The following is a 24,388-nucleotide window of genomic DNA, read 5'->3' as shown; positions in this document are numbered from 1 at the left end:
AACGCCCTGGATGTCTACTGCCAAACTCGGCCTTCTAGCCGGAAGGTGCCAGCCGTCAGGCAGCCCGCCACCGTAGCGCTGCACTCTGGGCAAATCGCTCAGAGCCAGCTCACGCCCATTGGTCGTACATGCCACACCGGAAGGCACCACCGTGACCCAACTCCGATGGAACCACAACACCCACTACTACGACATCGTTCTCGACGCCGCACCACCCACCGCGCACGCCGCCCTGGACGTCGGTACCGGCGACGGTCTACTGGCCGTCCAGCTCGCCGAGAAGATCCCCGAAGTCATCGGCATAGATTCTGACGCCGACATCGTCAACCACGCTCGGTCCAACACCTCCGCCGACATCACCTGGATGACCGGCGACGCCCTCACCACCGCCTTGCCCACAGCACACTTCGACCTCGTCGCCGCCGTCGCGACCGTCCATCACTTCCCCGATCTAGCAGCTGGCCTGCAGCGCCTCGCAGACCTCACCGCCCCCGGTGGCGTACTGGTCGTGATCGGCTGCGCCCGCAACTCAACCCTGTCCGATTATGTCTTCGAGGCCGTTGGGATTGTGCAACATCAGGTCCTTTCACGCACTCGAGGCTTCTGGCAACACAACGCCCCCGTGCACATGCAGTTTCCGCACACCTACACCGAGGTCAAACAGATCGCAGCGACGGTGCTACCAGGCATGACGTGGCGCAGGCTCCCTCTCTGGCGATACGCCATCACTTGGAACAAGGCGAAGTAGCAGCACACGCACCCCCATGTCGTCCACTGCTCCGGCCGTATAGTGAGCAGCCGAAAATCGTGTTAGCGGACGTCGGCTTCTACGCGACCTCAGTCAGTCGGCGACGTTGCGGTTCGCGTTCAATATGCGGTCGACTTCTTTGCGTACTGCGGCGTGATGGAAGCCACCGAGATTCGTCTCTGATGCAACACGATCGGCCAACTCCTGAAATAACGCAAGGGTCGCTATGAGGGCCTGGCCGCTGCTGTCGCCGAACATGGCCCAGCACCTGTCGAGGCGGGCCTGGATGTCTACGTCCATCCACTGGCGCATGCGCGTGCCCAGGTACCGCACATCGCGTGACGTTCCGTACCGGATGTTGTGGTCCCACTCGATCATCCGCAACAGCTCGGACTTGAGGTCCGCATCACGGGTGATCGCGGACCACGGTTCGTCGCGCACGATGGCTTTCGCTGCCATCAGCGCAGCTGCCGAAGCCCAGTTGCAGCACTCGTCGAACTGCTCTTGGTCTGGACGCTCAGGCTCGTATGCCCGCAGCGAGAAGGACGCTGTCAGGCCGTCCTTGTCGAGAAGGACCTGGAACGGTCGATCGTATTCGCCGGCCGCATCGGCCACGTCCACCAGCGTGAAGTCGAGCTTTCCACCGACGTAGTAGACCAGGCGTGTGGGCTGGTCGTCACCGTTCTCCAACCGTTCGACGGCGAGCACATCACCGAGGTCGAGCCACCAGGAATCGTCGTTTTCCAGCGGTTCTGTGATGAGGACGTACAGTTCGATGTCACGGTCCGACAGCGGATGCTCTGAGTGCGCTGCGGCGGATCCGGTGAGAACGACGGCCCTGACATTCTCGTTCTGCTTCGCCCAGGTCAGTACCGACCGGACAGCCAAGTCATAGTCCACGGTCTCATTATCCGTATGCGCGACGCGATTACGTCCGCCCCGCAGGAGTTCGATGTTCAGCCCGGTTCAGGGTTGGCATCGAGCCACAGTTCCCGCTCTCCATTCAGTTGCCTTGCCATGTGTCGACCTTCATCGCTCCCGTATCGGGGTCGACTTGGATGTATGAGGCGTGCGATAGGTCTATTCGAAGTTGAGCAGCATCAGGATGGTCCTCGTCTATGCGGTCAACGTATATTTCCGCCTGGCCCGAGAGCTTTGCGTCCACCGGCATCCCGTCCGTTCCCGCGGCGGTGAGTGTTGCTGCATGCAGGGCCACGCGGGGATCCCGCTGGATGTCCGCAAGTTTTCGCGATCCGTGCATCATGCCGAGCTGGACTTCACCGTCCAGAAATGCGATCTCGATGCCACTGACGCGAGGGGAACCGTCTGCGCGAAGAGTGGCCAGCACGTGGTCGCGCCCTTGCTCGAATCGTGCCCGGATCAAGCCCGCTAACTCTGGCCGATCGCGTTCGAAGTCCGCCCAGGTTGCCATGTGTACGTGCTACTCCCGCGTTCGTGTGCAAGTGAGGTGCCGGTCCAGTCTCGATTTAGCTTGCTCGAGACGTCAAGGCCAGAAGCCGTATTCGAATGAAGGTCAGCGCCAGACACGCCCCGCAGTATGCACACCGCGCACCTCCCCTAGCGACGAAATGTTCGACGAGGCACCCTCACCGATGCCCCTGATGCCGCGAACCCTGTTCGGCGCTGTTTGGCCGGCGGCGATATCCGGTCGCTCAGTTTGCCTCGCCGAGTGATTCGGTTGTAGTTTTACGTTCCCACTGCAGCGCTGTGATCTCGTAGAGCACCTCCCCGTAGTCCGCGCCGGGCAGCGGGTCCTGCCACTCGCGGACCTGTGTGCGCACGTAGTCCATCCCGATCTTGCTCATCACACCCCTAGACGCGTAATTGACCGCCATCGTCTCAGCCCAGATACGTTGCAGTCCGAGCTTGCCGAATCCATAGTCGAGCAGCAACAAGGCCCCCTCTGTAGCCAGCCCCTTCCTCCAATGCTTCCGCATCACCCGCCAGCCGATCTCGGCCTGATCGGTGCTCACGGGCGCGTCAGTTGCCGAACCACTGCGGCCGAGGTCCCACCAGCCGAGAAAAGTGCCGCCCTCGAAGCCGACCCACCACCCGAGCCCCACTTGATCGGCAACTCGGTCGGCGCATCGGGGTGCCCAGAATTCATCGATCTCCTGGGACGTTCGTGCTCGCCCCAGGAGGAACTTCATCACCAAGGGGTCTGAGTCGAGGCCGTGCAGCAACGGCAAGTGCTGCAGGGTCATTGGGCGCAATTCGATCCTGGACGAGTTCAGCACCGGGCGGCTCATCTCCTTATCCTCACCTGCCGTCCGGTGCAGCGCCAGCGAGATGTAGCCGTAACGGATCGGTCACGGCTAGGTCGCGGTACGAAGGGAGCTTCGATAGCAGGTCGTGAGCGGCTGGCTCTAGTCGGATATGTCTTTGAAGTAGCGTGCGACCGGCCACCGCTCGAAACCGTCGGACTCGTAGGTTCGGCGGGCGGCAGTGTGGCCGGGGTCGTCACCTGTCTCAACCATCACCATCTGCATGCCAGCGGACTTCGCGCGAGCTGTGGAGTGATGCATCAGCAGACGACCAACTCCTTGACGCTGCCAATCAGGATCGACGGCAAGTACGTAGATCTCGCCCATGGTGTCCTCCGGATGTAGCCGTGTGCAGACCCACCCCACAAGCGTCGAACCGTTGAGCGCGACATCTATGTTCTCCGGTTCCTGCGCGAGAACCGTTGCCAAGTCGTCATATTGACGCTTTCTCCACCCTTCTGGATAGAAGGATCGATAGACGAAAGTCGGTACAGCGTCCTCAAGGAGTGAGAACACCGGCCCCCACGCGCGGAGGGCAACGTCGAGGGCTCCAGCTTGATGATTTGTCTTAAATGGGACGATTCGCAACACACCTCGAACCTAGCCTCATCAGGCCATAGACTCGAATGAGTTACTTCAACCGGCTACCCCTATGCTGCCCGTTGCTCGGGTCATCCGGCGCAGAAACCGCCCATGGGCGAGGCTGGCAGCGACGCCCCTGGTGAGGGCGCGCCGTCGAGTTGGCCTCTGCAGGTGGGGCAACGCAAGACAAAGAATCACGCGTCTTTACAGGCGGATCGATCACCCGCGGACGCGGCCATCAGGTCGCGGCCGTGTCGGTACGGACAATGCCTACTTCGCATTCTCTAGTCCAGTCGAATGCCCAGCTCGACAAAGGCATAGGCCAGGTCATCGATGTCTTCTTCTGTGCGGCACCCCGTTCGAGCGAATCCGAACAGAGCTGTGGCGGTCTCGATGTTGACCCGCGCTTCTGCGACAACGGCGTCGATCGCCGCTTGCACGTCATCCCAAGCGCTGCGGACGGGTTCCGGACCGTGCAACCTCGTCGTAGGGGTCCCAGCATCGACCGGCTCGTACCCGCGTGGGCGCAGTAGAGCGGCGCCAGTACCGTCCGCGAATATCTCGTCGTTCTCGACTGCAATGATCGCGGTCGCGGCAGCGAGCATGACTGTTGCCTGCTCGTCCCACCGCAGTTGCTCGAACGGAATCCACGATGTTCGGAGCGGGCGAGAGTGGCCGGTGGATTTCCAGATCGCGCTCAGCGGCTTCGCCCACCATCCGGTGCGGACCAGAGGTGTCGATACTTCGTCGACGACGGTGCGCAGCAGCCTGAACCACACTGCTGCATGAACACGGCCTCCGCCGAGCTCGACCGCTCCGCTCGTCAACGCGGTGATTGAGCGTCTGTCGATTTCTGCGACGGCCGCCGCGACCGGTAGCGGAGGTGCGTGCTCGTCCGAGCCGGGTGATGTCCTGTCCCAGAAGATAAGTCTGCCGGGTATGACAGCGCAGAATTCGAGCCGGCAGTGGTGTTTCGTGCAGCTGGTCAGCATCGGGCATTGCTGAGCCATCATGACCGCGATGTCGGCGGCGGTGTCGAGGTCGTCGATGCAGAGAGGGCATGCCCGCGTAGTCAACGTGCTCACCCAGGGAAGCCATGTGCCGGCAGGCGGTGTCCGTCGACGTCGATCGGCCATTGCCAGACCCGGTGGCAGTAAGACAGACAACTGGTGGACGTAGGTGTCGAAGTCGCATTCGACGGGGTCGGTGCTGTCGAGCAGCCAGGGCGTACAGCCCGCCAGCGTCATCTCACGCAGCCGTTCCGCTGTGCAGGTGCTCCTCTTGGCGAGCGCGTTCAAGATCGGCTCGGGTGTGTAGCGGTCCAGGTCCACACCCGAGGTCTTGAGGCCGAGCCCGGCGATAAGGTCCGCTGCGGTGATCAGCGAATACTGTTCGCTGGTCCGGGCCAGCCACGACGTCAGCATCTCACCAGGTAGTGGTCGCGGGTGCAGTGGCCAGCGTTGATGCCCGCTGTGAGCAAGTCCTGCAGGAGCATCGTCTGGTGTCATGCCAGGTGCCGTTCGAAGTGGCGACGGCGTTCGGTGGGCCCTGAGTAGGCGGTCTGCGTCAACACCTGTGAGGTGATTGATTCCTCTCCGGTTTCGACTGCGGTCACTGCGGCCGCGGTCAACAGCGTGGCCAGTTCGCCGATGGTTCCTTCGCACCGGGTGAGGAGGTAATCGGTCATCTCCGCCGATGTCAGGTGCGAGGGCGCACGCAACGGGAAGCTGGCGGTGAAGCTCGCCAGCAGGGAAAGGGTCTCGGTGTCGCTGATCCAGATCGGCAGCGTCATGGGGTGAAAACGGTTCTCCAACTGTGCATCGCTGCGAATCGCGAGGTACGCCTCGCGGGTGCCGACTCCGACGAGAGGGATCCGCAGTTCGTTGCCCAGAAACCGCAACAGGTTCAGAAATTCTCGGCGCACGTTGTCGCGGCCGGCGAGGACGTTGTGCAGCTCGTCGATGATCAGCATCCGTACCCCGGTCGCTCGCAGCAGCGTGATCGCTTGCTGTTCGAGTTCGTGGACTCGGCTCCGTGGGCGGATCGGCGTTCCGAGTCCGGCGAGCATCGCGAGGTAGAACCGTCCGGGTGCTGGGTCGGGAGGCATCTGCATACACAGCACGGGTATCTGCTCACGGTCGGGCAGGCTGACAGCGGGGTGCGCGCGCCGGAACTTTTCGATGATCATCGACTTGCCGTTGTTCGTCGGTCCGATGAGAAGCAGTTTGGCATTCGTTGTCGGTCCGGCCAAGCCAGCAGTGTCTCGAGGTGCTCGATGACCGACTGTGCACGCGGATACCCGATCCACCGTTCGGTGCGAATGTGCCTGATGCGTTGCGCGGCAGGGAGAATTGCGATCGGTCTGACCGAACTGCGCAGGTGGGTCAGATCCGCACTAACGGGGTCGATGTCTTCGCAGCTACGGTCGTCGCCGTCGCCTGCGGGAGTGATTCGGGGTTCGTTGTTCACCGTTTCACCATTCTTCGATGTCGTCGAAGATCGGAACCGACACGTCGTCGGTCGCTAAGCCGAGCTCGGGCGGGCCCATCGCGTGCGGTGGTGTGGTAATGCTGGTCAGATGCACACGACGACTGCGGTTACGTCGAGCCCGTCTGGTGTCCTTCTGCGCCGATGTAGCGATCTCTCGCATCTTCTCGATCATCGAGAACAAGGCGTGTTCGTCGATACTTGCTCGGCCGTGCTCGCGCAGTCGTGTCACCGCCGCCCGGTGCTCCCACAAAGTCACTGAAGGATGCGACATCGTTCGATACGGCACCTCGATGTATCCCCCGCCGCTGTCGGGGTCCAGGACCCACACCCTGCTCAGATCTCGTGGATCACGCCGGATCACGAACTGACCCAACTTCTCTCGCCGCGCGATCCACGGTTTCAGAGCGTTGGAGAAGTACTGGATGTGGTCGATGACGAACCCCGTCCGGGTCAGGCGGCGCCGTATGACGGGAAGGAAGTCCACCAGGAATGCGGTCTCGTCCACCACTGTCGACGCCGTCAGAGCGGTGTCGGCGTCGGTGCTGCTGGTCCACTGCGCAGCGGGGCTCCGACTCAGACCGGTGTGCACGTCCGCGTGATAGGCCGCGATGGCCAGGATCAGCCAGCGTTCCAATTCTCGCAAGGTCAGTGCGGCCGTGCCCTCCGAGTCGTAGCTTCCCCGCTGCGTTGGGTTGGAGAACGTGGTGCCGGGGAGTTCGTGTACCTGGGTCATGACGGTGCCGATGATGCGCTCAACGATCCCGCCGTAATGCGGCCTGCCGGGCGGCCGGTAGCCGAGGTCGATGCCGTGCTGCTCGCAACCCCGTTGTAGCGCTTCACTTTTGAACTCGGAGGCGTTATCGACATACAAGCGGTGCGGCTTTCCGGCCATCGGCCACCGCACATCCGCGCCGAGGCCCAGAGCGTCGATCCATACGCTCTTGTCCGAGCACACCCTGCCCAGACACAATCCGACCGACACTGCGGACGGAGGATCGAGTGTGACCACGAACCCTGGCACGCAGCGGCTGAAGACATCGATGGCAATCGTGAGATAAGGACGTCCGATCGGCACCCGGTCGTGTTCGTCGACGATCATCAGATCGACCACGGTGTGATCGATCTGGACTTGCTGGAGAACCGCCGTCACAGGCGGCGGGACATCGCCCGCAGATTGCCGCGACCTCGCGGCGTCCGGTCCGCCACGCGAACGTGCGACCTGGCCCGGGTGCAGCGCTGCGATCCGGGCATTGACTGTGTTGCGGGCTGGGATAGGGAGTCCCGCGCGGTGACAGGCCAGCGCGATACGCCGGTGCAGGGCAGCGACACTGAGCTTCTGACGAGCCAGAAACTCACGGTTGATGTGCTCGGCGATCACTTCTTCCACCGCGGCTGGCGTGCGGGTGCGTCCGCGTCCGCCTGCAGAAGCGGACACCAGCAGATCGGTGACCGCCCCTCCCCCATTCCGGAGTCTGGACAACAGCGCGTACACCCGCCGGGGCGAGACACTCAACTGTCGTGCTGCATCCTCGACCGCGGCGGTACCAATGGAGTGTTGATCCAACAGCTCGCTGAGCACTGCGAACCGTGACAGTGCCTGCTCCCACTGCTCGGCCGACGCAGTCAAGACACCAGCTTCGACGACGTCGAACTTGTCCGCATCCATCGCAGCCTCCGAACACCCAACCTAGGTGACCGATTGTGCAGTCCACTTCTGCACTCAGAATGTCAGAAGATGACTGCAATCGGAGGTCAAACCCCAGGAAATCATGAGGGCCACTTCTGAAACTGACAGGGGTACGCGCGGGTGTCGACGGCCGAGCAGAGTGTCGATGCGCAGAGGGACGCTCTGAGCGCTGCGGGGTGTTCGCGGGTGTGGGTGGAGACGGCGAGCGGGGCGACGACGTCGCGGCCGGAGTTGTCGGACCTGTTCTCGCATCTGCGGTCCGGTGACACTCTGGTGGTGTGGCGGCTCGATCGACTCGGGCGGTCACTCCCCCACCTGTTGCAGACGGTTGAGGATCTCGAATCCGATGGTGTGGGGTTCAGGTCGTTGACGGAGTCGATCGACACGACGACCTCGGGTGGGAAGTTGATCTACTCGATTTTCGGGGCGCTGGCTGAGTTCGAGCGCAATTTGATTCGTGAACGCACTCAGCTCGGGTTGGCGGCCGCCCGGGCTCAGGGACGGTTGGGTGGCCGGCCGCGCTCGATGTCCGATGCGAAGATCAAGCAGGCGAGGCGAATGCGTGCCGGCGGTATGTCCTTGGCCGACATCCGCGACGTCGTGGGTGTCTCGCGGTCGACGCTGTACCGACACCTGAAGTAGCGTCGAGTAAGTGTGGCGGAGTGACTCAGTCTTTCTGAGGCGTCACGCGAGACCGGGCTTTGGTGAACTACTCGAAGATCCCGAGGAACGCTGACCATTTTCCCATGTCGGGTCCTGGCACATCGACACTGAGATACGGGCATCGGTTTTGACTGCATAGACCCCCGCCCCATGGTAGCGAGACGTGCCCGTCCATCAGTCCAGTTTCCAGACCCGTTGGACTCAGAACCCTGAGCTCGGAGGTGTCCGTCCGCACGTTTTTGCGCAGCCGTACATCGCGTGTCAAGAACACATGCGCTCCAACGCTTTCGGCTTCGAGTACCAGATCGCGGTCAGCACTGTCGCCCAGGCCGATCTCTCGGTCCGCGTCTATCCTCACCTCGGTCTCCGATGGAGCCGCGAGGTTCCAGTCCTCGTACTGGAACGCGAGGCTGTCAGCGAGAGCTTCGATCGTCGGAACACGACCACTGAGAAACCGATGAGTTGGCCGTTTCGCGTCGGTATAGGAACGGGGTGTGACGATGAACCGGATGTCGCGCATCAGCCAGATATTGACTAGGTAGCTGAGCGCGAACAGCTCGGCTCGATACTCTGGATCGTGCGCACCGAGATCTTCGTTGTCGTCGAAGAGCGCGGAACCGTGCTGTTGCAAGTCGATCAAGATGTTGGAATCCAACGCAACTACGAGTGGCCCGTGATAATTCGTTGGCAGCAGACGCGGCACCGCGTCATGGCAAAAGCCGAGACCACCTGCAGCGGAGGGACTATGCAGCACGATTAGAGGCTAGCTGAATCGGTGTGCTGTCCGGCAGCACGGGTTCGGCCAGTTCTCCCGAGACCGAAATACGGGCACGTTATCCAGCTCCGTGTGTTCTCGGCTGAGCTACCCCGGATAGTCCAGCCGGAGGACGGTCGATGCACTCCGGGATCTCGAGGCTCAGAAGACAAAATGACTATGACGTGCGTGGCCAGTAGCGATTGGCCTCTCGGAGGGTTTCCATGCCAAGTCGAGCGCGGGCTTCAGCGGACATCGTCGGAGCCCAGAGGCCGGTGTTGTGGAGCTCTCGCACCGAGACATCTCCAATGCCCTTCATCGGGACCTCTCGAGCCTCGAGGAGCCGGAATCTCTCGTCACCAGGGATGTCGGGTTGGTAGAAGTCGCTCAATGGTCGCCCGGTCCAGTCGGATTCCGGTGCCACGATTGTGGACGATACGTAGCCTGTCGTCGTGGGGTCGGGTTTGACTGCGGCGCATCTCGCCGCCAGTGCTACCGGGGCTCCGAAGACCGATACGTCGTACCGTAATGCGGTCCCTGCGTACCCGACGATGACTGGACCGCTGGCCACACCGATGTGGGGCCGATACGCATGAACGTCGTGTTGGCCCATCGCGATTGCAGCTTGGATGGCGTCGCCGAACGGGTCCGCTGATCCGAACTCCTCGGAGAAGACCACCATCACTTCGTCACCGATGTACTTGTCGACGATGCCTGGCCGACCGTGCAACGCCTCGGCCGTGATCCAGGCAAAGAAGTTCTGTACATAGACGAGCGTCTCCGCCGGAGTCATTCCGAGGGTTCGGGTGGAAAATCCGCTGATGTCCGCGAACAGCACCGTCGCGTTCAGCTCTCGACCTTTCACCGGGAAGGGAAAGCCTCCGCCGTCGTTGAGGACGCCGTCGACGTCAGCAACCGTCGACGCAAGGAAGTCCTGCAATGAGTGAAACCGCTGATCAAAAGTCATTATCGAAACCATTCTCTCCCGTGGGCACCATCGGTCGTTTGGCGTGCAGAGCTCTAGGGTCGGCCAGTTCGTAGAACACTCGCCGGCGGCTTTGTACGAAAACGTCCTGCTGAAGCTGGGCTGACGCTGATACGAGCTTCAGATCCTGGAGTTGCTTCAGACCGACCTTGCGGGTGTCGACGGACAGTCCGTAGCGCTGTTGAAAGTTGCTGGGGCTGATCCAGATACCTGTCTCACGCCTGAGCGGCGTGTCCTCGGAGAGTAAAATGAGGAGCATCGCGAGACCTGGTCCTTTGAGCTGCTGAATCTGCCCAGATTTCCACCAGTTGGCATCGACCTTGAAGTAGTTGTGTCGCAGCAGTCCCGCCGGCTTCACCTTTCGGCGGCGGGCGGTGTTGTACGCCTTGTTCGGCGACTCGTACGAGCCACCCGTCCCCGCGTCGTCGAGCAGCGTGATCGTCGATTGCTTCCCCGGGTGCCGCTCGACCGAGATGAGACGACGATCGGCCAGGGCAACCAACGCTTCTTGAACTCGACGGGCACCGTTGGTGTCGGGTGACGGCAAATTCCACAGCCGAGCAATCGCCGAAGCCTTGATGTCCGTGTTGTAAGGCTCTGCCGAGCAACGCCAAATCAACGCCAGCATTGTCGCGATTCGCACGAACCCGCCACGTCCACCGCGGAGAAGAGTCGCCATCGGAGGGTCACCTTGCATTGCGTCCAGCAGCAGCCCGGACCGGACGAAGGCAGTTCGAACCGGGATCGAGCTCCGCTTGCTGCGCTCCTCGAAGTCACATGCGACCGCCACCGCCTGCTCCAGCGACATTTTCGCACCTCCGGGAGTAGTGTACGAGTAGTAGAAGTAATTCCTTAGCAAGTGGCCCAAGCGTAGCACAGGGAGTGCCACAAGCTCGACGTATCGAAGGTGTTAGATTTTCTCAAAGTATTAATTACGGTTATAAGCTGGGTTTTCTTCTTAAATTATTTCCGAAGGTCCCCTGAGCGGTGCGGGGTGACCGATTGGACAAGCACGCTCCAGTCTGGTAAAGTCCTAGTAGTCAGAGGTTGTTCGGTACACGAGACCGACTCGCTCAATGCGGACTGCAGTGCTCTTCTTCGGGGCAGGCACCGCGGCGAGCAGATAAGGCTGGGCGCGGAGACCTTCTTCGGGAGAAACGCACGGTGAACCGACTGACGCTTGCATCACCTGGGGTCGCGCAAAGATCTACGCGACCCCAGGTAGGTGCAATGCCGATGAGGCACGAGAGGATGAAGAGCGAGAGGGCTCTAACGGGTTTCACCACCCACACCCCCACTACTCGAGAGAGGCGGGTTCGATCCCCGCAGGCTCCACCGCAGGGGGCCTTAGCTCAGTTGGTCAGAGCACTCGACTGATGTCAGAAGCAAGGGTCTGCGCCACATCATGGCGCAGACCCTTGCTTCGTTTTCCAGAGCTCAAAAGTGCGGCAGCTCGTCGCGTGTTCAGCTCCCGATGCGGGCAAGCAACTCTACGGCGTTGGCCTCCAGGGTATCGAGAGCTGCCCTCATTGCATTGATCGATTGATACCCGACCGAGCGATCATCCGCTTGGCTCGGACCACCGCGGTACACCGGATCGAAGATCTTCCCGTCCTCGAAACAATCCTGAGCTTCCATCGCAGGCCTCACCAGCAACTGATTGTCGGTGCTGAGCCGAAGTTTGCGCACGTTGCGCTTCATCAGTTCCGCGTCCGCGACGAGCTGTCGCCCGCTGTCGGTATCTATCCACTCAGCCATGGCTTTCATGGTCCACGACGAGCTCGCGCTCGTAATAATGAGATTTCGCGCTGTGTCCGTCCACCGCTTGCCGGCATGCACTAAATCCGCAATCAACTCTCTGAGCTCACGCTGCTGCGTAGCCTCACGTAGGGCCGCCGCCTCTGCTTCTGAGCCGCTGAGCAGTCGATTCTGCAGCATATCCAGCTCGATACGCGAGATATCCAGCTCGATACGCGAGGCACGTTCAGTTGCTCCGACCTGCCGAACAAATACTGTCCCTTCTGGCACCAGCGGACCTTTAGGGGGCTGATAAGCCTTCTGCAGCAACCAGATACGGTCACCATCGCGAGGCGGCTCCACCACGATCACCAACACAGTCTGACCGTCGACCTCCACGGTGTGCGCGTTCCAATACGGCTGCCCGTGTCCGGTGTAGCGCTGCACAGCGTTGAACAGCTCGGCACTGTCCGGCACTCTTTGCCCGGACACATCACCCGGTTCGATCCCGACCAGCACATAACCAACGCCTTCGAACGACGATCTCGCCACAGCGACAGCCCGATTGGCCAACCCAAGAATCGCCCGCCCTGTAGCGAAAGACGATGATGCACTGGTCAAATCGACGTAGCCCGACTTCCACTCGATGCATCGGCTTTCATCCTCAGGTGAGGCTTCATACACCGCCCGCGCGAGCACTAGCAGCTGATCCGGCGTCCGCAGCGCACGAGAGGTGTCAATAGTCAGAGCCATGCCGCCATCCTTCCAGTGGGCAATGCACGTCTACGAACGCGCCGGCCCCGGCACTCGTTTGGATCAAGGATTGGCGGCCACAACCGGTTGTTTTTAGCTCAGTCGACGGGCGGGAGTTCAGCGTACGTTTTTGGCACTGCCGCTCGGCAGCTGGTCCGCCCAACCGTCAATTCGAGCAGCGAAGACTGACAGAAACGATCGTTTCTGTCACCCTTCGATCCGTCAGCCAATCGATGCGCCGGCCAGGCACCGAGTAGTGCAAGAACGTAAGCTGAACCACAGAGCTTCCAAAGCCCGGGAAACGACGACGTCTGGCGCGCCCCAGAACGGCGGTCTCAGATGCTAGGGAATACCGACTGACTCCTCGCAACGTGCTCGATGATCATTGCGAGTGAACGGCCACCGGGCGTACAACGATGACAACTAGGGTGCAGACATGACACGACGCGTGTGGGTGGTGCTGCTGCTCGTTCTCGGGCTCTTGGCCGCTGGGATTGCTCTGTATTCGTGGCCCGAACCTGCACTGTCGCCTGCCGTTGCGCGGACGCCATCGTGCGTCGACGACCCGGAAATAAGCGCAGCGGTCCAATCCGGTGCCACTCTCGATATAGCTCCACGCCCAGAATGGGGTAGCGCACCCGCAGGCTTCGCTACCACTTCCGTCCTGGTGTGCGAGGTGGCACCAGGTGCTGCACCCGGTGACTTCAACCCGGACATTCGCCAAGTCACCTATTTCGGGGACGGGATTGATGCAGTGACTGATGCCTTCGATGCCAGGTCGTACAAGCTGAAACTTTCAATCCTCGGGTCATGCTCAGGCGACTACCTCAACCCTCCCGTGGTCTGGTTGGTCGACGATTCCGGTCTCGGATACCGACCGCAGTTTCCGAAAGATCATTGCGGGAGACCCAGTGATGAACCGCTTGATCTGATCAACCGGCTGACAGTCCAGGACGATCGGATCGTGCCCGCCCCGCTCGCGAACTAACTCGGGACAGGGTCTGCACTTGTTCTGTCACGACCGAATTTGTCTTGGGCGTGGCTGCCTGGCTGTACAACCCGAAGAGAGTACAAACAGCTTGTTCTGTTTTCTTCAACGCGGGGGCAGCGGTGGGCCGACCCCGCCTTCACATCGGAAATGAGCCTATGGCACTGAGGAGTTTGACTAGAGGGTCCTCGAGGCGGTCAGTCACGCACCAGGCGACCGCTCGCAGACGAGTACGAGCAGCGACGATCCTCGGGGTGATCGTTGCGGGTCTGATCTCCACACCGGGCGTAGCTAACGCCGACCAATTCCGGAACGGTCAATGGATCTACGGCTCGATCGAACGCGAGTTTGTGCGATTCTTGAATCCCGACAATTCATCACGTATTGGGGAGCCGAACACCGGCGAACTTCTTGCTGGCTCTGATCAACGGGGCAGATGGCAAGCATTCGGATTCGACACCAATCGAATCGTGTGGAGTCCTGACGTGGATCAGAACCGCGGCAGGCAGGTCGGTGGCTTCATTTTGCAGAAATGGCTTACCTATGGGAACAGGCCACCCTCCACACAGCAACCAGTGGTGTCTAGCGACGAAAGGGGGCGGCTCGGATATCCAACTACCGCGGAGGAGCAAGCCATTGGCGGACGCTACAACAACTTCCAAGGCGGGGCGATCACCTACCAGAACGGAGCCCTCAGTGCCTATGCAACATGGGGCGACATCAGAAATCAGTGGGCGCAGAGTGGCTACGAATCAGGCCAGTACGGCTTCCCCAGCTCGAACGAACTACGCTGCGCCCAGCAGCCGGGAAGTAACGGTACCTTCGGTGCAGCAGGGCAGCTGTTCAAGAACGGGACCAAGTACATAACCTCAGGCGTTGCAACATCGTTCGGCGGGAACCCCAGCAACAGGTACGAGCACGCGGTCGACACGAACACCATGCAACTGCCGATGCGAGGTACCACCAAATATCAGACCAACCTCGATAGTGGTGTGAACCAGTGGAACTCGGTCACAGCCGGAAAGATCGCGATCAACCAGGGAGCCCCTGCCAACGTATCGGCCATGGAGGTTCGCGACGTCAACATTCCCGGCGGATACGTCGGGCAATTCAACGGTTTCACCCGAACCCTGAGCTTCAATGACGCCTACATGGCATCGCTTTCAACCCAGAATAGAAATCACACGGCGGCCCACGAACTCGGTCACGCACTGGGCCTCAAGCACAGCTGTGAGACGCAATTGATGACACCCATCAACAGTGCGGTTCAGATACCTAATTCATTGGACCGAATCGTATTCAACGAGATCTGGGCAGGATTCTGATGAAAAAGAGAAGTATTCTGAGTGTAATCGCCGTCGGCGCAGTTCTGGCCGCCGTAAGTGCCTGCTCATCGGTACCGGCCACGGAGAATGATCCTGCCCCGACTACGCCTCCAACGCCGACCTACGTAGCGTCGTCGGACTGGGGCTACGACATCGAGAACGAGAACATGGTGGCCGGAGCGGCGGACACCATCATCGTTGGAACGGTACTGAGTCAGGTCGACCCATCAACGAGTAGGCAAGAACCGAACCCCGAAACGCAGTTCGAGGTCGACGTACTGTCGACCCTCAAAGGCGAGCCGGCGGAAACAATCACGGTGTCTCAACTCGGCGGCTACGTCGCCGAAGCCAACACCGTGGTCATGAGTGGTGACGATTCGCTCATGACCGTCGGGTCCTCCTACGTCATGGCCCTGGTGTTCGATCCGGCCGTCGGCTGGTACACCGCCAGCCCAGCGACGAACGGAATCGAAGAGATCCCAACCGTTGAGGCCCAGCAACTTGATCCGGAGGGAGCGCAACGACGCGGCGGCCAGGCTGAACCCGCAGCAGTAGCGGAGATGCGTGACGCAATCGCCAATCAGCAGGAGCCCGAGTCGCCCGCCGGCGAGCCGGAAGGCGAGTTGGGCGACGGCAAGTAGCACGGGTCACCCACTACAAGTTTCCGTACGCTGCCCTGACCCGAAGAGTCGCAACGGTGCAGTCCCAGTTTTCGGCCTACTCCGATGTCAGTACCTGGGACTGCACCGAAGCTCGGCTCCTCGTATGCGGGTGTGACAGAAACGTTCGTTTTAGTCACTCACCTCGGCTCAATCAGTTCGGCTCACGACCGAAACAAACGACACGCCGACACCAATGTGATGTTGATCACAAATGGTCAAATAGTCCCTCACTTTCGCCCGCTTGGAAACGTTCGCTCTGCGAAATTCTCCGTAAAACGCGAGAAAACCTTTCGTCCGGTTTATATAGCGCGGATAAACGACCATGCAGTCTAGTTTGGGGCGTTTGGTACTTCTGTCCGCTCTTGTGAATCGCGGCGAAATCGCTGAATGATGCACATCGCAGCTCAATCGGGCACTGCATCTCTTGAACGAAGGACTAACCATGACAACGGTTTCGGCGAGGCCCTTGCGGCCACCACGCTGCCTGACCCGGTCGGTATCCAGATCGCTGTTCACCGCTAGCACCGTGGCACTCGTGTTGCTCACTGGCACTTCTGGCGCCCTGGCTCAGCCATCCGCGACGCCTACAACAACCCCGAGCGCAGCGCCGGAGGCCACCCCGACGGAGCCCACCCCGACGTCATCGGTAGATCCGTGTGCCACACCGACGACCACCGCAGCCCCGACCACGAGTACGGCTCCGCCGACAACCACCTCGACTACGTCCGCAGCCCCGACCCCGCTCTGCGAAACAGCGGCGGCACCGACCGGCACCTCGGCACCGCAAGCGGTCCCGGAGCAGGCCCCGGCGGTGCCGGAGACAACACCGGAGCAAACTAGGGCCACGCCGGACACTTCGACTACGAAGAAGATCCCGTTCACCGGCCTTCCTACCGAAAACCCTAACGACACAGTCGTTCCCGGAAAAATGCGCTCTGATCGTGAAGAGATCCCAGAGGGCTATACGAAGGAAGACGCAGATAAGGCCGAGATCGCCGAGGCGGGTCTTCTGAAGAAGCGGTCGATGCAGCGCGGAGCAAGCGCACTGGCTGCGCCGACCGACTGCACGTTCTACTGGCCGGTTTTCAATATCCAGGTGTGCGGTCAGATTCGAGTCAAATACGACTCCCTTGGTGGCTCAAACAGCTTCCTGTCGTTCCCCACGGCCGCCGATGTTGCGAACCCGGACAATTACGGCCGCCGACAGACTTTCGTGAACGGGCCCATCTACTGGTCGCCTGCAACAGGTGCGCATCCGGTGGTGAACAGCTTCCTGTACCGCTGGGGCCAGAACAATTACGAAGCCGGCAAGCTCAAGTACCCCACCACCGACGAGATCTTACTGCCCGACGGTGGTCGTCGGCAGGAGTTCCAGCAGGGTGCCATCTACGTCGCGTTCCAGAACGCCGTCGGGGCCGCCATCTTCAACGGACCGCTACGGGACAAATACAACTCCGTCGGCGGACTCACGCCCGGCAGCAGCTTCCTCGGATACCCCACCCAAGACCAGGCTGGACTTCCAGATGGGCAAGGCCAGATGGACCGATTCCAGAACGGTGTCATCTACTCACACCCAAGCTATGGCGCTCATTGGGTCAACGGAAGAGTTCTCGATATCTGGGCGAGGGCAGGCTACGAAACGGGCGAATACGGTTACCCGACCTCGGACACCCTCCCGCGCAATGGCGAGACCGGTTCAGCGGATCAAAATTTCGCTCACGGGGCGATGTATGTCGCCGCAAACAATTACTTCGAGGGCCTGATTACTCCAGCTGCCGAGTTGAATCCCGTTCACTTCAATTCGAACGATACGTCGATACGCCCCGATTTCACTATCAGCCCTGACATGACCGGTTACGGTAATCTTGTAGATGCAGATGGATCCTTGACTGCGAATAACTACGCGGTTGCAGAGAGCACCAAGGCTTATTTCGTTACACAGGGAGCCCCGACCCCTCGTAAGTTGCTCGAACACTACTACGACGATGATGGTTCCAGCTATGGGGTGTCCGCGTCCTTCTTGGACACATGCCTTCGCTCAGCTAGCGAGAACTACAACGACGGCACCACGCAACCTACCCGTCAAGTCGGCCTGGACGCGCGCGATGCAGCAATTCAAAGGGCAATCACCGAAGCAGGGCGAACTAGCACTCGAATTAAGTTGATTACTTCATCGCCGTGGACGTCCCCCGTCGCAGCAGCAGATCAAGACTGCACCCTCGCCCTAGGGAGGTTCTCCATGTCAACAACAACTGCAGTCATCACAAACCAGCTGGGGAACTACACGGCGCTGCAGTCCAATCACTTGCAGGACATCTACGACTTCGCTCCAGGGAAGGCAGACTATCCCGGGCTCGCACAGACGGCCGTCAACAATGGGTACCAAGCATTTCGGCTAGGGATAGCGAAGCCGTTTCTTGTTTACGGAAAGGACACCGAGGTTCAAATAAACAGTAACTGACCCCTCAGGAGTAGTCCTTCAGATCGAGAAAGCGGTCCTATTTCGCGGTATGCACTGCATTAGCAGTGCTGCACCCGAAATAGGGCCGCTTCGCTACGATTCACCACCTTTGATTCCGAAGGACTAGCGGCGAGGAAAATACAAGGAGTTGAATCGATCTCGCTCAGCGTCGGTTCGCAACGCACACGATTGATTGATTGTGCACTGCCAAGAAACGATAGACGCAGGCCGATGAGGCGTCCACACGGATCACCCCTCTAACGGAAACTTTCGGAATTCGTGGAGAATACAGATAGAATGCTGTCATGGCTTTTCGCATCGCAACGGTACGAGCAACGCTGACTCTCACATGCGGATGTCTTGCCGCCTTCGCGGGCTGTGGGGGCAACTCCGACGGCGTCGAGGCACAGAAGCTCAACGCGCAGGACGCTCGACAGGCCTTGTCGGACCTCGCAATCGATTTACCGGACGGGTTCGATGCGCAGGACTTCACGAGATCATCCTCGTTCACAGGTCAGCCTGCCTATACGGGTCGGTTCGATGCACCTCAGCCCGCCGAAACCGCTGCACGGGAATTTCAACAGCTCAACCCCGACGTCCCTATGCCTCAGGACGTGCCGTGTGGAGCTGTGCCTGCGAACACAACCTGGCAGAGCCTCGGTCTCAACTGCAGTGGCAGCGCCTTGTTCACTGAGGTCCGTAAACCGAACGGAAACGAAATCTCAATCCTTCTCCAGCCGTCCGACGGCGGCACTCAGCTCTTCGTCGCAGTTTCCGGTACCTGAGCAGGATCGATCCACAGCTCGGATGAGCAGGGGCGTACCGCGGGACGTAGCGGCTGGTCGTCGGCGTGCTGCTTGCTGAGGGCCTGTCGGACGGTGGTTTGCGAGGCTCACCTGACCATTGTTGCCGGCTACATGTCAGCGACTCCGACGTCGTACTGCCTCAGGCTCAGCCCAAGGTGTCTGGCATCCGGTCCGAGCCGGTCACGAATGACGAGGCTCAGTGAAATTCCCCAACCGCGCTCACCGAAATTCCCCAACCGTGAGCGGTCTTCACTGTAGTGGTTGGCGGGTTCCGGTGGTGGCTTTGCGGAGCTTCTCCGATCGGGCGTTGTGGTCTCGCAGCCGGTAGGAATCGCCGTCGAGGTTGAGCACGACGGAGCGATGCAGGAGCCGGTCGAGCATCGCTGCTGCGACGGTGTTGTCTCCGAGCACCTCACCCCACGATCCGACACCACGGTTGGTCGTCATTACGATCGATGTCTTCATATACCGTTGCGAGACAACCTGAAACAGCGCCGATGCAGCCTCACCGGGCAACGGAAGATAGCCGAGTTCGTCGATCACCAGCAGCGTCGGACCGGCATAGAAACGCATCGTCGTCGCCCACCGACCCTCCAACGCAGCTCGATGGCAGCGGGCAGCGAGATCGGCCGCGGTGGTGAAATACGTCCGATACCCGGCATGCGCGGCAGCCCTCGCGAGCCCGACCGACAGATGTGTCTTCCCGACTCCGGGCGGGCCGATGAGCAGCACATTCGTCGCCGTCTCCAAGTATCGACAAGTCGCGAGCTCGTCGATAAGCTTGCGATCGACACCGGCTGCGGCGTCGTAGTCGAAGTCCTCGAGCGACGCCGGTGTCGGCAAACACGCGAACCGCAATCTGCCGGTCAACCGGCGTGCCTCGGTGGCCTCGACTTCGATCGAAAGCAACCGATCCAACGCCGCGGTCATCGACAGTTCCTCGGCCGCTGCTTGGTCGAGGACCGAGGGCAACGCTTCCGCGGCATCGTGGAGTTTGAGGACCGCCAGATGCCCGCGAAGACGCTGGTAGAGACTCGCCGCTTCTGCCGTGTTCGGTGCCGGCAACCGGTCGCCTGTTTTCTTCTCGGCCATCAGAGGGTGTTCCTTCCGCGTGCAGCACGTTCGTAGATCGACAGGTCGTAGATAACCGCGCCTGTGTCAGTGGATTCAGCTGCGTGACTGCCGCTTTCGCGCCGTCCATCTCTGGAGGACAGTGTTGATTCGGCCGAGGCTCGGAGCTTCTCGGCGGCAGCGAGAGCGTCGGGTCCGGGTGGGATTCGTTCTTTGCGGCGGTGCGGGCGGCCTGTGTTCGCACCCGCCATCGCTGCTTGTTCGAGGGCGTAGACATGTCCGTGATCGCGGACCATCGCCCCGGTGCCATCGGCAGCGAGACGATGTCGGGCGATGGTGATGCCGGATGTGGTGACGATATCGATGACATCGGAGCCCAGAACGTGCGTCACTATCACAGCGGCACAGGCAAGTTCGGGTGGGACCGAGTAGCGGTTGCCGCGATAGGAGACCAGCGCTTGGCGCGAGACGACCCGGTCGGTGGTCAGGATCGCCGGATATGCAGCCGCGGGCATCGGATGCAACCCCTCGGTGGTGGCGATCGTCGCCACCGACGCCTTCCCGTCTTTGGTGGGTCGCAGCCGGGTGTCACTGCGCAGACTGCAGAACCGGTCGAGGCTTGCTTGGGCTTGCTCGACGGTCAGATCGTCGGCGACTGTGCGCCACCACCGTTGGGCTGCAGTGTGATTGGACTTCTCCACCGCACCTTTGCGGTTGCCGCGGCGGGGTGGGCAGATCGCCACGGAGACACCGTAATACTTGGCGACGCCAGCGAAGCTGGCCGTGATGCGACCGGAGTCGGGGTGGCAGACTGTCGCCATCCGATCGAACCGCCAGACTCGGCTGACGCCGCCAAGACCTCGGCAGATGCGGTCGAGTCCGTCGACGACATGCGGTTGGGTCATGTTCGGGGCGAGGACACCGCGCCATTTGCCCGAGCACGCCAACGTTCCGACGAACAGATGCGCCATCGAGCCCCACCCCCAGGGAGCGGGCGGGTTGGGTAGATCTACCCAATCCCATTGTGTCTCTTCACCTGGCGGGTGATCGATGACTGCATTGGGTCGCTCGGTTGCGGTGAGGCAGGCTTTGCAGATCGGACGGAGTTTGAGCTCGCGGATCTTGCGGTGCAGCGTTTGATATGACATCGAATATCCGAGGTCTTCGAGCTCGTCGCACAGGGTGCGGACCCACAGGTGCGGGTCCTCGGACAGGCGTGCGATGACGTAGGCGAGGAACATCTCGAACGGGTCCGGGATGCTGCGTTTACGCACTCCGGGGGTGGTGGTGCCGTTGAGGTAGGACCTGATGGTCTTGCGGTCGCGGCCGGTGTGTCTCGCGATGTCGGCGATCTTCCAGCCTCGTTGATGCAGGGCGTGTATTTCCACGTCTTCCTCCCGTGTAAGCATGAGGAGCGGGTCTCCTTCGGGTAGCTGGTGTGTGGTCAGAGACCATCAGCATCCGGGGAGACCCGCCCTCGTTGGCGGTGCCACACGGGTGGGGAATTTCAGTGAGCGTCAGAGGGGAATTTCGATGAGCGCCGTCACGAAACGATGACGCTGCCAAGTCTTGGCATAAGATGCCTTGGTCCCCCAGCCCTCGATCTAGGTGTGCCAGAAACATTCGTTTGTGTCACGGTCGCCACCAATCGCCTGAGCGCGACACCTAGAGCGAGGATCAGACCAGTTACGCGCGCCTCGCCCTGCACCCACCTCAGAGGGACACCGCACACGCCCCGGCGCTAACGCTCTATGGCTCGCACTACAGGCAGCTTTAGAATGCCGTTTCAGCCCGGTAAGCAGATCTACACACTCGCTGACGGCAGCATTGGTGACGCCGGAATTTACCCGTGCGAGTGTCCGGTCGAGTGTCAGGAGTATGCAAAGAATCGCGCGCCGCGGTAGCGCTGATACAAGACTATGAGCCGGGGAACACAGAACACGTACAGAGCAGCGCCGCTGTAAAGTGGGCCATTGAGCAGCGCGCGGTGGATGTCTCATACCCCCGATTACGCGGAAATAGTTACTGGATTCGACTTGAAGTCACAAACCGAGCCTGCGAAGCCGTTGATTTCACACCTTGCTGGGGGCCCGCTTCGTCGCGGGCTTGGACAGAACCTTCGTTACTGCTGGTGATGATCCGAGGTACACCCGGATACGCTCAGCGAATCCCGTTGCGCCGGCATCTTGAAGTGCGGTGACGAGGTTGAATTGTTGGCCTTTCATACGGAAGTATTCGAGCTGTTTTACGAGCGCTTCTTCCACTGTGGGCTGCGAATTCTGGTCTATCCACAGTAGGAACTCGTCGGCGCAGTACACCTCGTAGTTCAGGAGTTCGTCGTTGTCGGCCGCGAACTTCGCGAACTTCTTGTCGTCTGACACCACATAAGAGACCCGCCCGTGTTCGGCGGCTGCGTGCAGGTGCGCGTCGTGGTCGTCCTCGTAAGCAAGTGAGCGATCCACGCTAAAGCCGGTGATACGACCGTGTGGATAGGTGGCTTCTATCCGTTCTCGCACTCCGCCGACTTGGGCGTCGTCCCAGAAAGGATGCTTCTTACGAAGGTGATAAAGCGTCTCGGCGATCACGTCTTCTGTCCATCGAACGTCGAACAGGGCGGGACCTGAGCGAAGGGCCATCAGGCCGACCCAGTCGCGTAATGTTCTGGAGTAGAAAATATTGGCGTCGACCAGCACCTTGGGCACCCCTGCACTCATCCGTGAAGGATAGCGGTGCAGAGGTACCGAGGGGCAGTGAACGTCAGTTGTCCGCGTCGAGCATGTCTTCGTAGTCGCGAAGATCGTTGAACGCAGCTCGCTGCTGGTTCCGCAGGTTCTCTCTGTACGCGGTTACATCGCTCGCCTTGAGGCGAGTGTGGGAACCGACTTTGTACGAGGGAAGCGCGCCAGTCTTGATCAGCTTCATCAGCGTCGGACGAGAGATGTCGAGTATGTCGGCAGCAGTGGTCGTAGACAACTCGCTCGGAAGAGATCCGATCGTCACGGTTCCCCCACGTGCAATGATCGACAGCGCTGCTGCAATCACGTCGGCAAGTTCGGGCGGAAGCGTTGCGGCGAGCTGAGCGCTGTCGATGGAGCCGGCCTGAGCGACTTCGGCTGACGTCACCGAGAGCGCCACCTTGGTTTCAACGCGATCCGTCAATGTCTGCATGGTTTCCAACCTCCTGAGCAGAACCATAACCCCTTTCACTTATAAGTGCAACGTCCTTTAGCTGGAGATGCTGGAGTTCGAGCTTGGGCCTGACGGCACGTTGCCGTGTCACTATGCGATCGTTCGGTCACTTTCGCCGCCGACTGCGAGACCATGCGAGATGCCCTCTCGCCGCGCGAAGCACCAGCTAGTTCAGTAGGCAGGCTCAAAATCAGATGTACAGGTTGCGGACCAATGGTCGGGTCGCCAGACGGTAGGCCATCAAACACACCGCCACCGATTGGTGCAAATCAGTGGACACCTCGGTCATTTCTGAACCAGTGATCGAGACTGATCATGTCGATGTGCCGCCTGCTGATACCTAGCTGTTGCGCCCGCGCCACTGCTGTTGAGCGGTCCAGGGACCTTCCCGGCACTGGCCAACCAGTTTGCCTGTGCTCACGGGTCAATAGGTCGTGAACTGACGTTGGTTCGGGTTCATTGAGATGCATCACTGTGCCGGGCGACGCCACTTCGGGTGTCTGAGCCAAGGCGACGATTTCGTACGCAAGTCTGTCGACGTGGATTGTTGACAGGAGCGCGGAACCTTCGTCGATGAGCGCACCGAGCTTACCGACAATCGACGTCAGCCCCGGCATAAACCATCGGTCACCTGGCCCGTAAACCAGGTGAGGGCGGATAACGAGGCCCCCAGCGCCTCGGATGTGGCGTTCGCCCGCCACTCGACTGCAGCTCGCGAGCGAGTGTGGTTTCAGTGGTGCACCGTCGACAGGCAGGTCACGGAATGGCCCGGTTCCGTACACCGATGCTGTGCTGACATGAATTAGGCGATCGACGCCGATGTCGGACGCTACGGAAGCGACGTTACGAATTCCTCTGTCATTCACCTCAGTACAGCGCTGTCCGTCGTCGCCGACGTAGGACACGCAACAGATTACGGTGTCTACGTCCGACATGGCCCTATACAAGGTGGATAAGTCTGAGGCGTCACCGACGACATACCGGACCCCGTCGATACCTCCGTTCGCCGGGTTGGACCGAACGAAACCAATTGCCCGGTTATGATCGGATGACGCTAATTGCCTGGCAACTGCGGACCCGATAAATCCGCTGGCTCCCAGGACCAGCGTTGTCAGACGAGTTCTCGGCATGAAGGACCACCCGGTAGTTTCTTGTGAGATCGAACCGTTTCCGAACGCGGAAACACGAGCGGAAAGCCAGGT

The 24,388-nt window shown here is 60.6% G+C and carries 23 protein-coding genes and 1 pseudogene; 8 read left to right on the top strand and 16 right to left on the bottom strand.

Annotated elements, in window-relative coordinates:
- Nucleotides 1–151 precede the first annotated feature (151 nt).
- A complete protein-coding gene (locus CH275_RS16790) occupies nt 152–748 on the top strand; it encodes a class I SAM-dependent methyltransferase (RefSeq protein WP_094679516.1) in 597 nt (198 codons plus the stop codon).
- Between the two features lie 93 nt (nt 749–841).
- Here CH275_RS16790 and CH275_RS16785 read toward each other — a convergent pair whose 3' ends face one another.
- The 7 genes and pseudogenes from CH275_RS16785 to CH275_RS16755 form a co-directional block, all read right to left on the bottom strand.
- A complete protein-coding gene (locus CH275_RS16785; protein WP_094679475.1) occupies nt 842–1,648 on the bottom strand; it encodes an aminoglycoside 6-adenylyltransferase in 807 nt (268 codons plus the stop codon).
- Between the two features lie 103 nt (nt 1,649–1,751).
- Nucleotides 1,752–2,180 (bottom strand): pyridoxamine 5'-phosphate oxidase family protein, encoded by a 429-nt coding sequence (locus tag CH275_RS16780; protein WP_094679474.1) that lies wholly within the window; start codon nt 2,178–2,180, stop codon nt 1,752–1,754.
- Nucleotides 2,181–2,421: 241 nt separating this feature from the next.
- On the bottom strand, nt 2,422–3,018 hold the full coding sequence (locus CH275_RS16775) for a GNAT family N-acetyltransferase (RefSeq protein ID WP_094679473.1): 597 nt from the start codon (nt 3,016–3,018) through the stop codon (nt 2,422–2,424).
- Nucleotides 3,019–3,135: 117 nt separating this feature from the next.
- Nucleotides 3,136–3,549 (bottom strand): GNAT family N-acetyltransferase, encoded by a 414-nt coding sequence (locus tag CH275_RS16770; RefSeq protein WP_256991081.1) that lies wholly within the window; start codon nt 3,547–3,549, stop codon nt 3,136–3,138.
- Between the two features lie 350 nt (nt 3,550–3,899).
- Nucleotides 3,900–5,123 (bottom strand): TniQ family protein, encoded by a 1,224-nt coding sequence (locus CH275_RS16765; protein ID WP_256991074.1) that lies wholly within the window; start codon nt 5,121–5,123, stop codon nt 3,900–3,902.
- A pseudogene (locus CH275_RS16760) lies at nt 5,120–6,084 on the bottom strand (TniB family NTP-binding protein). Before CH275_RS16760 ends, CH275_RS16765 begins: the two are co-directional and overlap by 4 nt.
- A 4-nt stretch (nt 6,085–6,088) precedes the next feature.
- Nucleotides 6,089–7,771, bottom strand: coding sequence for a Mu transposase C-terminal domain-containing protein (locus CH275_RS16755; RefSeq protein ID WP_256991073.1), 1,683 nt, complete (start codon nt 7,769–7,771; stop codon nt 6,089–6,091).
- Between the two features lie 141 nt (nt 7,772–7,912).
- Between CH275_RS16755 and CH275_RS16750 the strand changes: the two genes are divergently transcribed.
- Nucleotides 7,913–8,434 carry a recombinase family protein gene (locus CH275_RS16750; protein WP_094679472.1) on the top strand — a complete coding sequence of 174 codons (522 nt, stop codon included), beginning with the start codon at nt 7,913–7,915 and terminating at the stop codon, nt 8,432–8,434.
- Between the two features lie 67 nt (nt 8,435–8,501).
- Here the strand turns inward: CH275_RS16750 and CH275_RS16745 are convergent, their stop codons facing one another.
- The 4 genes from CH275_RS16745 to CH275_RS16730 all read right to left on the bottom strand — a co-directional run bounded on the left by CH275_RS16745 (nt 8,502) and on the right by CH275_RS16730 (nt 12,684).
- On the bottom strand, nt 8,502–9,209 hold the full coding sequence (locus tag CH275_RS16745; protein ID WP_143546801.1) for a hypothetical protein: 708 nt from the start codon (nt 9,207–9,209) through the stop codon (nt 8,502–8,504).
- A gap of 178 nt (nt 9,210–9,387) precedes the next feature.
- The gene (locus CH275_RS16740) at nt 9,388–10,176 is read right to left on the bottom strand and encodes an adenylate/guanylate cyclase domain-containing protein (RefSeq protein ID WP_179276194.1); all 789 of its coding nucleotides are present in this window, start codon (nt 10,174–10,176) and stop codon (nt 9,388–9,390) included.
- Nucleotides 10,166–11,002 carry a hypothetical protein gene (locus tag CH275_RS16735; protein WP_094679469.1) on the bottom strand — a complete coding sequence of 279 codons (837 nt, stop codon included), beginning with the start codon at nt 11,000–11,002 and terminating at the stop codon, nt 10,166–10,168. Before CH275_RS16735 ends, CH275_RS16740 begins: the two co-directional genes overlap by 11 nt.
- 656 nt (nt 11,003–11,658) lie before the next feature.
- Entirely contained in the window at nt 11,659–12,684 is a 1,026-nt protein-coding gene (locus CH275_RS16730) for an AlbA family DNA-binding domain-containing protein (protein ID WP_094679468.1), read from the bottom strand.
- A gap of 436 nt (nt 12,685–13,120) precedes the next feature.
- Between CH275_RS16730 and CH275_RS16725 the strand changes: the two genes are divergently transcribed.
- The 6 genes from CH275_RS16725 to CH275_RS16700 all read left to right on the top strand — a co-directional run bounded on the left by CH275_RS16725 (nt 13,121) and on the right by CH275_RS16700 (nt 18,905).
- Nucleotides 13,121–13,672, top strand: a complete 552-nt coding sequence (locus CH275_RS16725; protein ID WP_094679467.1) for a hypothetical protein — start codon at nt 13,121–13,123, stop codon at nt 13,670–13,672.
- A gap of 254 nt (nt 13,673–13,926) precedes the next feature.
- Nucleotides 13,927–14,997: a matrixin family metalloprotease gene (locus CH275_RS16720; RefSeq protein ID WP_179276193.1), complete on the top strand. Its 1,071-nt coding sequence runs from the start codon at nt 13,927–13,929 to the stop codon at nt 14,995–14,997.
- Complete coding sequence (locus CH275_RS16715; RefSeq protein ID WP_094679465.1) at nt 14,997–15,638, top strand: hypothetical protein; 642 nt, start codon at nt 14,997–14,999, stop codon at nt 15,636–15,638. Before CH275_RS16720 ends, CH275_RS16715 begins: the two co-directional genes overlap by 1 nt.
- 675 nt (nt 15,639–16,313) lie before the next feature.
- Entirely contained in the window at nt 16,314–16,499 is a 186-nt protein-coding gene (locus CH275_RS16710; RefSeq protein WP_094679464.1) for a hypothetical protein, read from the top strand.
- Nucleotides 16,471–18,120: an LGFP repeat-containing protein gene (locus CH275_RS16705; RefSeq protein WP_256991072.1), complete on the top strand. Its 1,650-nt coding sequence runs from the start codon at nt 16,471–16,473 to the stop codon at nt 18,118–18,120. Before CH275_RS16710 ends, CH275_RS16705 begins: the two co-directional genes overlap by 29 nt.
- A 305-nt stretch (nt 18,121–18,425) precedes the next feature.
- A complete protein-coding gene (locus CH275_RS16700; protein ID WP_094679462.1) occupies nt 18,426–18,905 on the top strand; it encodes a hypothetical protein in 480 nt (159 codons plus the stop codon).
- Nucleotides 18,906–19,175: 270 nt separating this feature from the next.
- On the opposite strand, the gene istB is transcribed toward CH275_RS16700, so the two are convergent.
- The 5 genes from istB to CH275_RS16675 form a co-directional block, all read right to left on the bottom strand.
- On the bottom strand, nt 19,176–20,018 hold the full coding sequence (istB, locus tag CH275_RS16695) for an IS21-like element helper ATPase IstB (RefSeq protein ID WP_094679461.1): 843 nt from the start codon (nt 20,016–20,018) through the stop codon (nt 19,176–19,178).
- Nucleotides 20,018–21,406, bottom strand: coding sequence for a Mu transposase domain-containing protein (locus CH275_RS16690; protein WP_094679460.1), 1,389 nt, complete (start codon nt 21,404–21,406; stop codon nt 20,018–20,020). The genes istB and CH275_RS16690 overlap by 1 nt, the downstream gene beginning before the upstream one ends.
- Nucleotides 21,407–22,069: 663 nt before the next feature.
- Nucleotides 22,070–22,711 (bottom strand): PIN domain-containing protein, encoded by a 642-nt coding sequence (locus CH275_RS16685; protein ID WP_256991071.1) that lies wholly within the window; start codon nt 22,709–22,711, stop codon nt 22,070–22,072.
- 43 nt (nt 22,712–22,754) lie between these two features.
- The gene (locus CH275_RS16680) at nt 22,755–23,120 is read right to left on the bottom strand and encodes a helix-turn-helix domain-containing protein (protein ID WP_306436952.1); all 366 of its coding nucleotides are present in this window, start codon (nt 23,118–23,120) and stop codon (nt 22,755–22,757) included.
- A 335-nt stretch (nt 23,121–23,455) separates the two neighbouring features.
- Nucleotides 23,456–24,316, bottom strand: a complete 861-nt coding sequence (locus CH275_RS16675; protein WP_256991070.1) for an NAD-dependent epimerase/dehydratase family protein — start codon at nt 24,314–24,316, stop codon at nt 23,456–23,458.
- Nucleotides 24,317–24,388: the final 72 nt, after the last annotated feature.

Source organism: Rhodococcus sp. 06-235-1A (genome assembly GCF_002258785.1).
Lineage (GTDB): Bacteria > Actinomycetota > Actinomycetes > Mycobacteriales > Mycobacteriaceae > Rhodococcoides.
The sequence above is the reverse complement of the archived record's forward strand: the minus strand, read 5'-3'. Positions and strand labels throughout refer to the sequence as shown.

Coding starts and splice junctions, on each gene's coding strand:
- CH275_RS16755 (WP_256991073.1), bottom strand. CDS start 7,771: ATGGATGCGGACAAGTTCGACGTCGTCGAAGCTGGTGTCTTGACTGCG.
- CH275_RS16730 (WP_094679468.1), bottom strand. CDS start 12,684: ATGGCTCTGACTATTGACACCTCTCGTGCGCTGCGGACGCCGGATCAG.
- CH275_RS16780 (WP_094679474.1), bottom strand. CDS start 2,180: ATGGCAACCTGGGCGGACTTCGAACGCGATCGGCCAGAGTTAGCGGGC.
- CH275_RS16735 (WP_094679469.1), bottom strand. CDS start 11,002: ATGTCGCTGGAGCAGGCGGTGGCGGTCGCATGTGACTTCGAGGAGCGC.
- istB (WP_094679461.1), bottom strand. CDS start 20,018: ATGGCCGAGAAGAAAACAGGCGACCGGTTGCCGGCACCGAACACGGCA.
- CH275_RS16685 (WP_256991071.1), bottom strand. CDS start 22,711: ATGAGTGCAGGGGTGCCCAAGGTGCTGGTCGACGCCAATATTTTCTAC.
- CH275_RS16675 (WP_256991070.1), bottom strand. CDS start 24,316: ATGCCGAGAACTCGTCTGACAACGCTGGTCCTGGGAGCCAGCGGATTT.
- CH275_RS16725 (WP_094679467.1), top strand. CDS start 13,121: ATGACACGACGCGTGTGGGTGGTGCTGCTGCTCGTTCTCGGGCTCTTG.
- CH275_RS16775 (WP_094679473.1), bottom strand. CDS start 3,018: ATGAGCCGCCCGGTGCTGAACTCGTCCAGGATCGAATTGCGCCCAATG.
- CH275_RS16700 (WP_094679462.1), top strand. CDS start 18,426: ATGGCTTTTCGCATCGCAACGGTACGAGCAACGCTGACTCTCACATGC.
- CH275_RS16765 (WP_256991074.1), bottom strand. CDS start 5,123: ATGACACCAGACGATGCTCCTGCAGGACTTGCTCACAGCGGGCATCAA.
- CH275_RS16690 (WP_094679460.1), bottom strand. CDS start 21,406: ATGCTTACACGGGAGGAAGACGTGGAAATACACGCCCTGCATCAACGA.
- CH275_RS16715 (WP_094679465.1), top strand. CDS start 14,997: ATGAAAAAGAGAAGTATTCTGAGTGTAATCGCCGTCGGCGCAGTTCTG.
- CH275_RS16740 (WP_179276194.1), bottom strand. CDS start 10,176: ATGACTTTTGATCAGCGGTTTCACTCATTGCAGGACTTCCTTGCGTCG.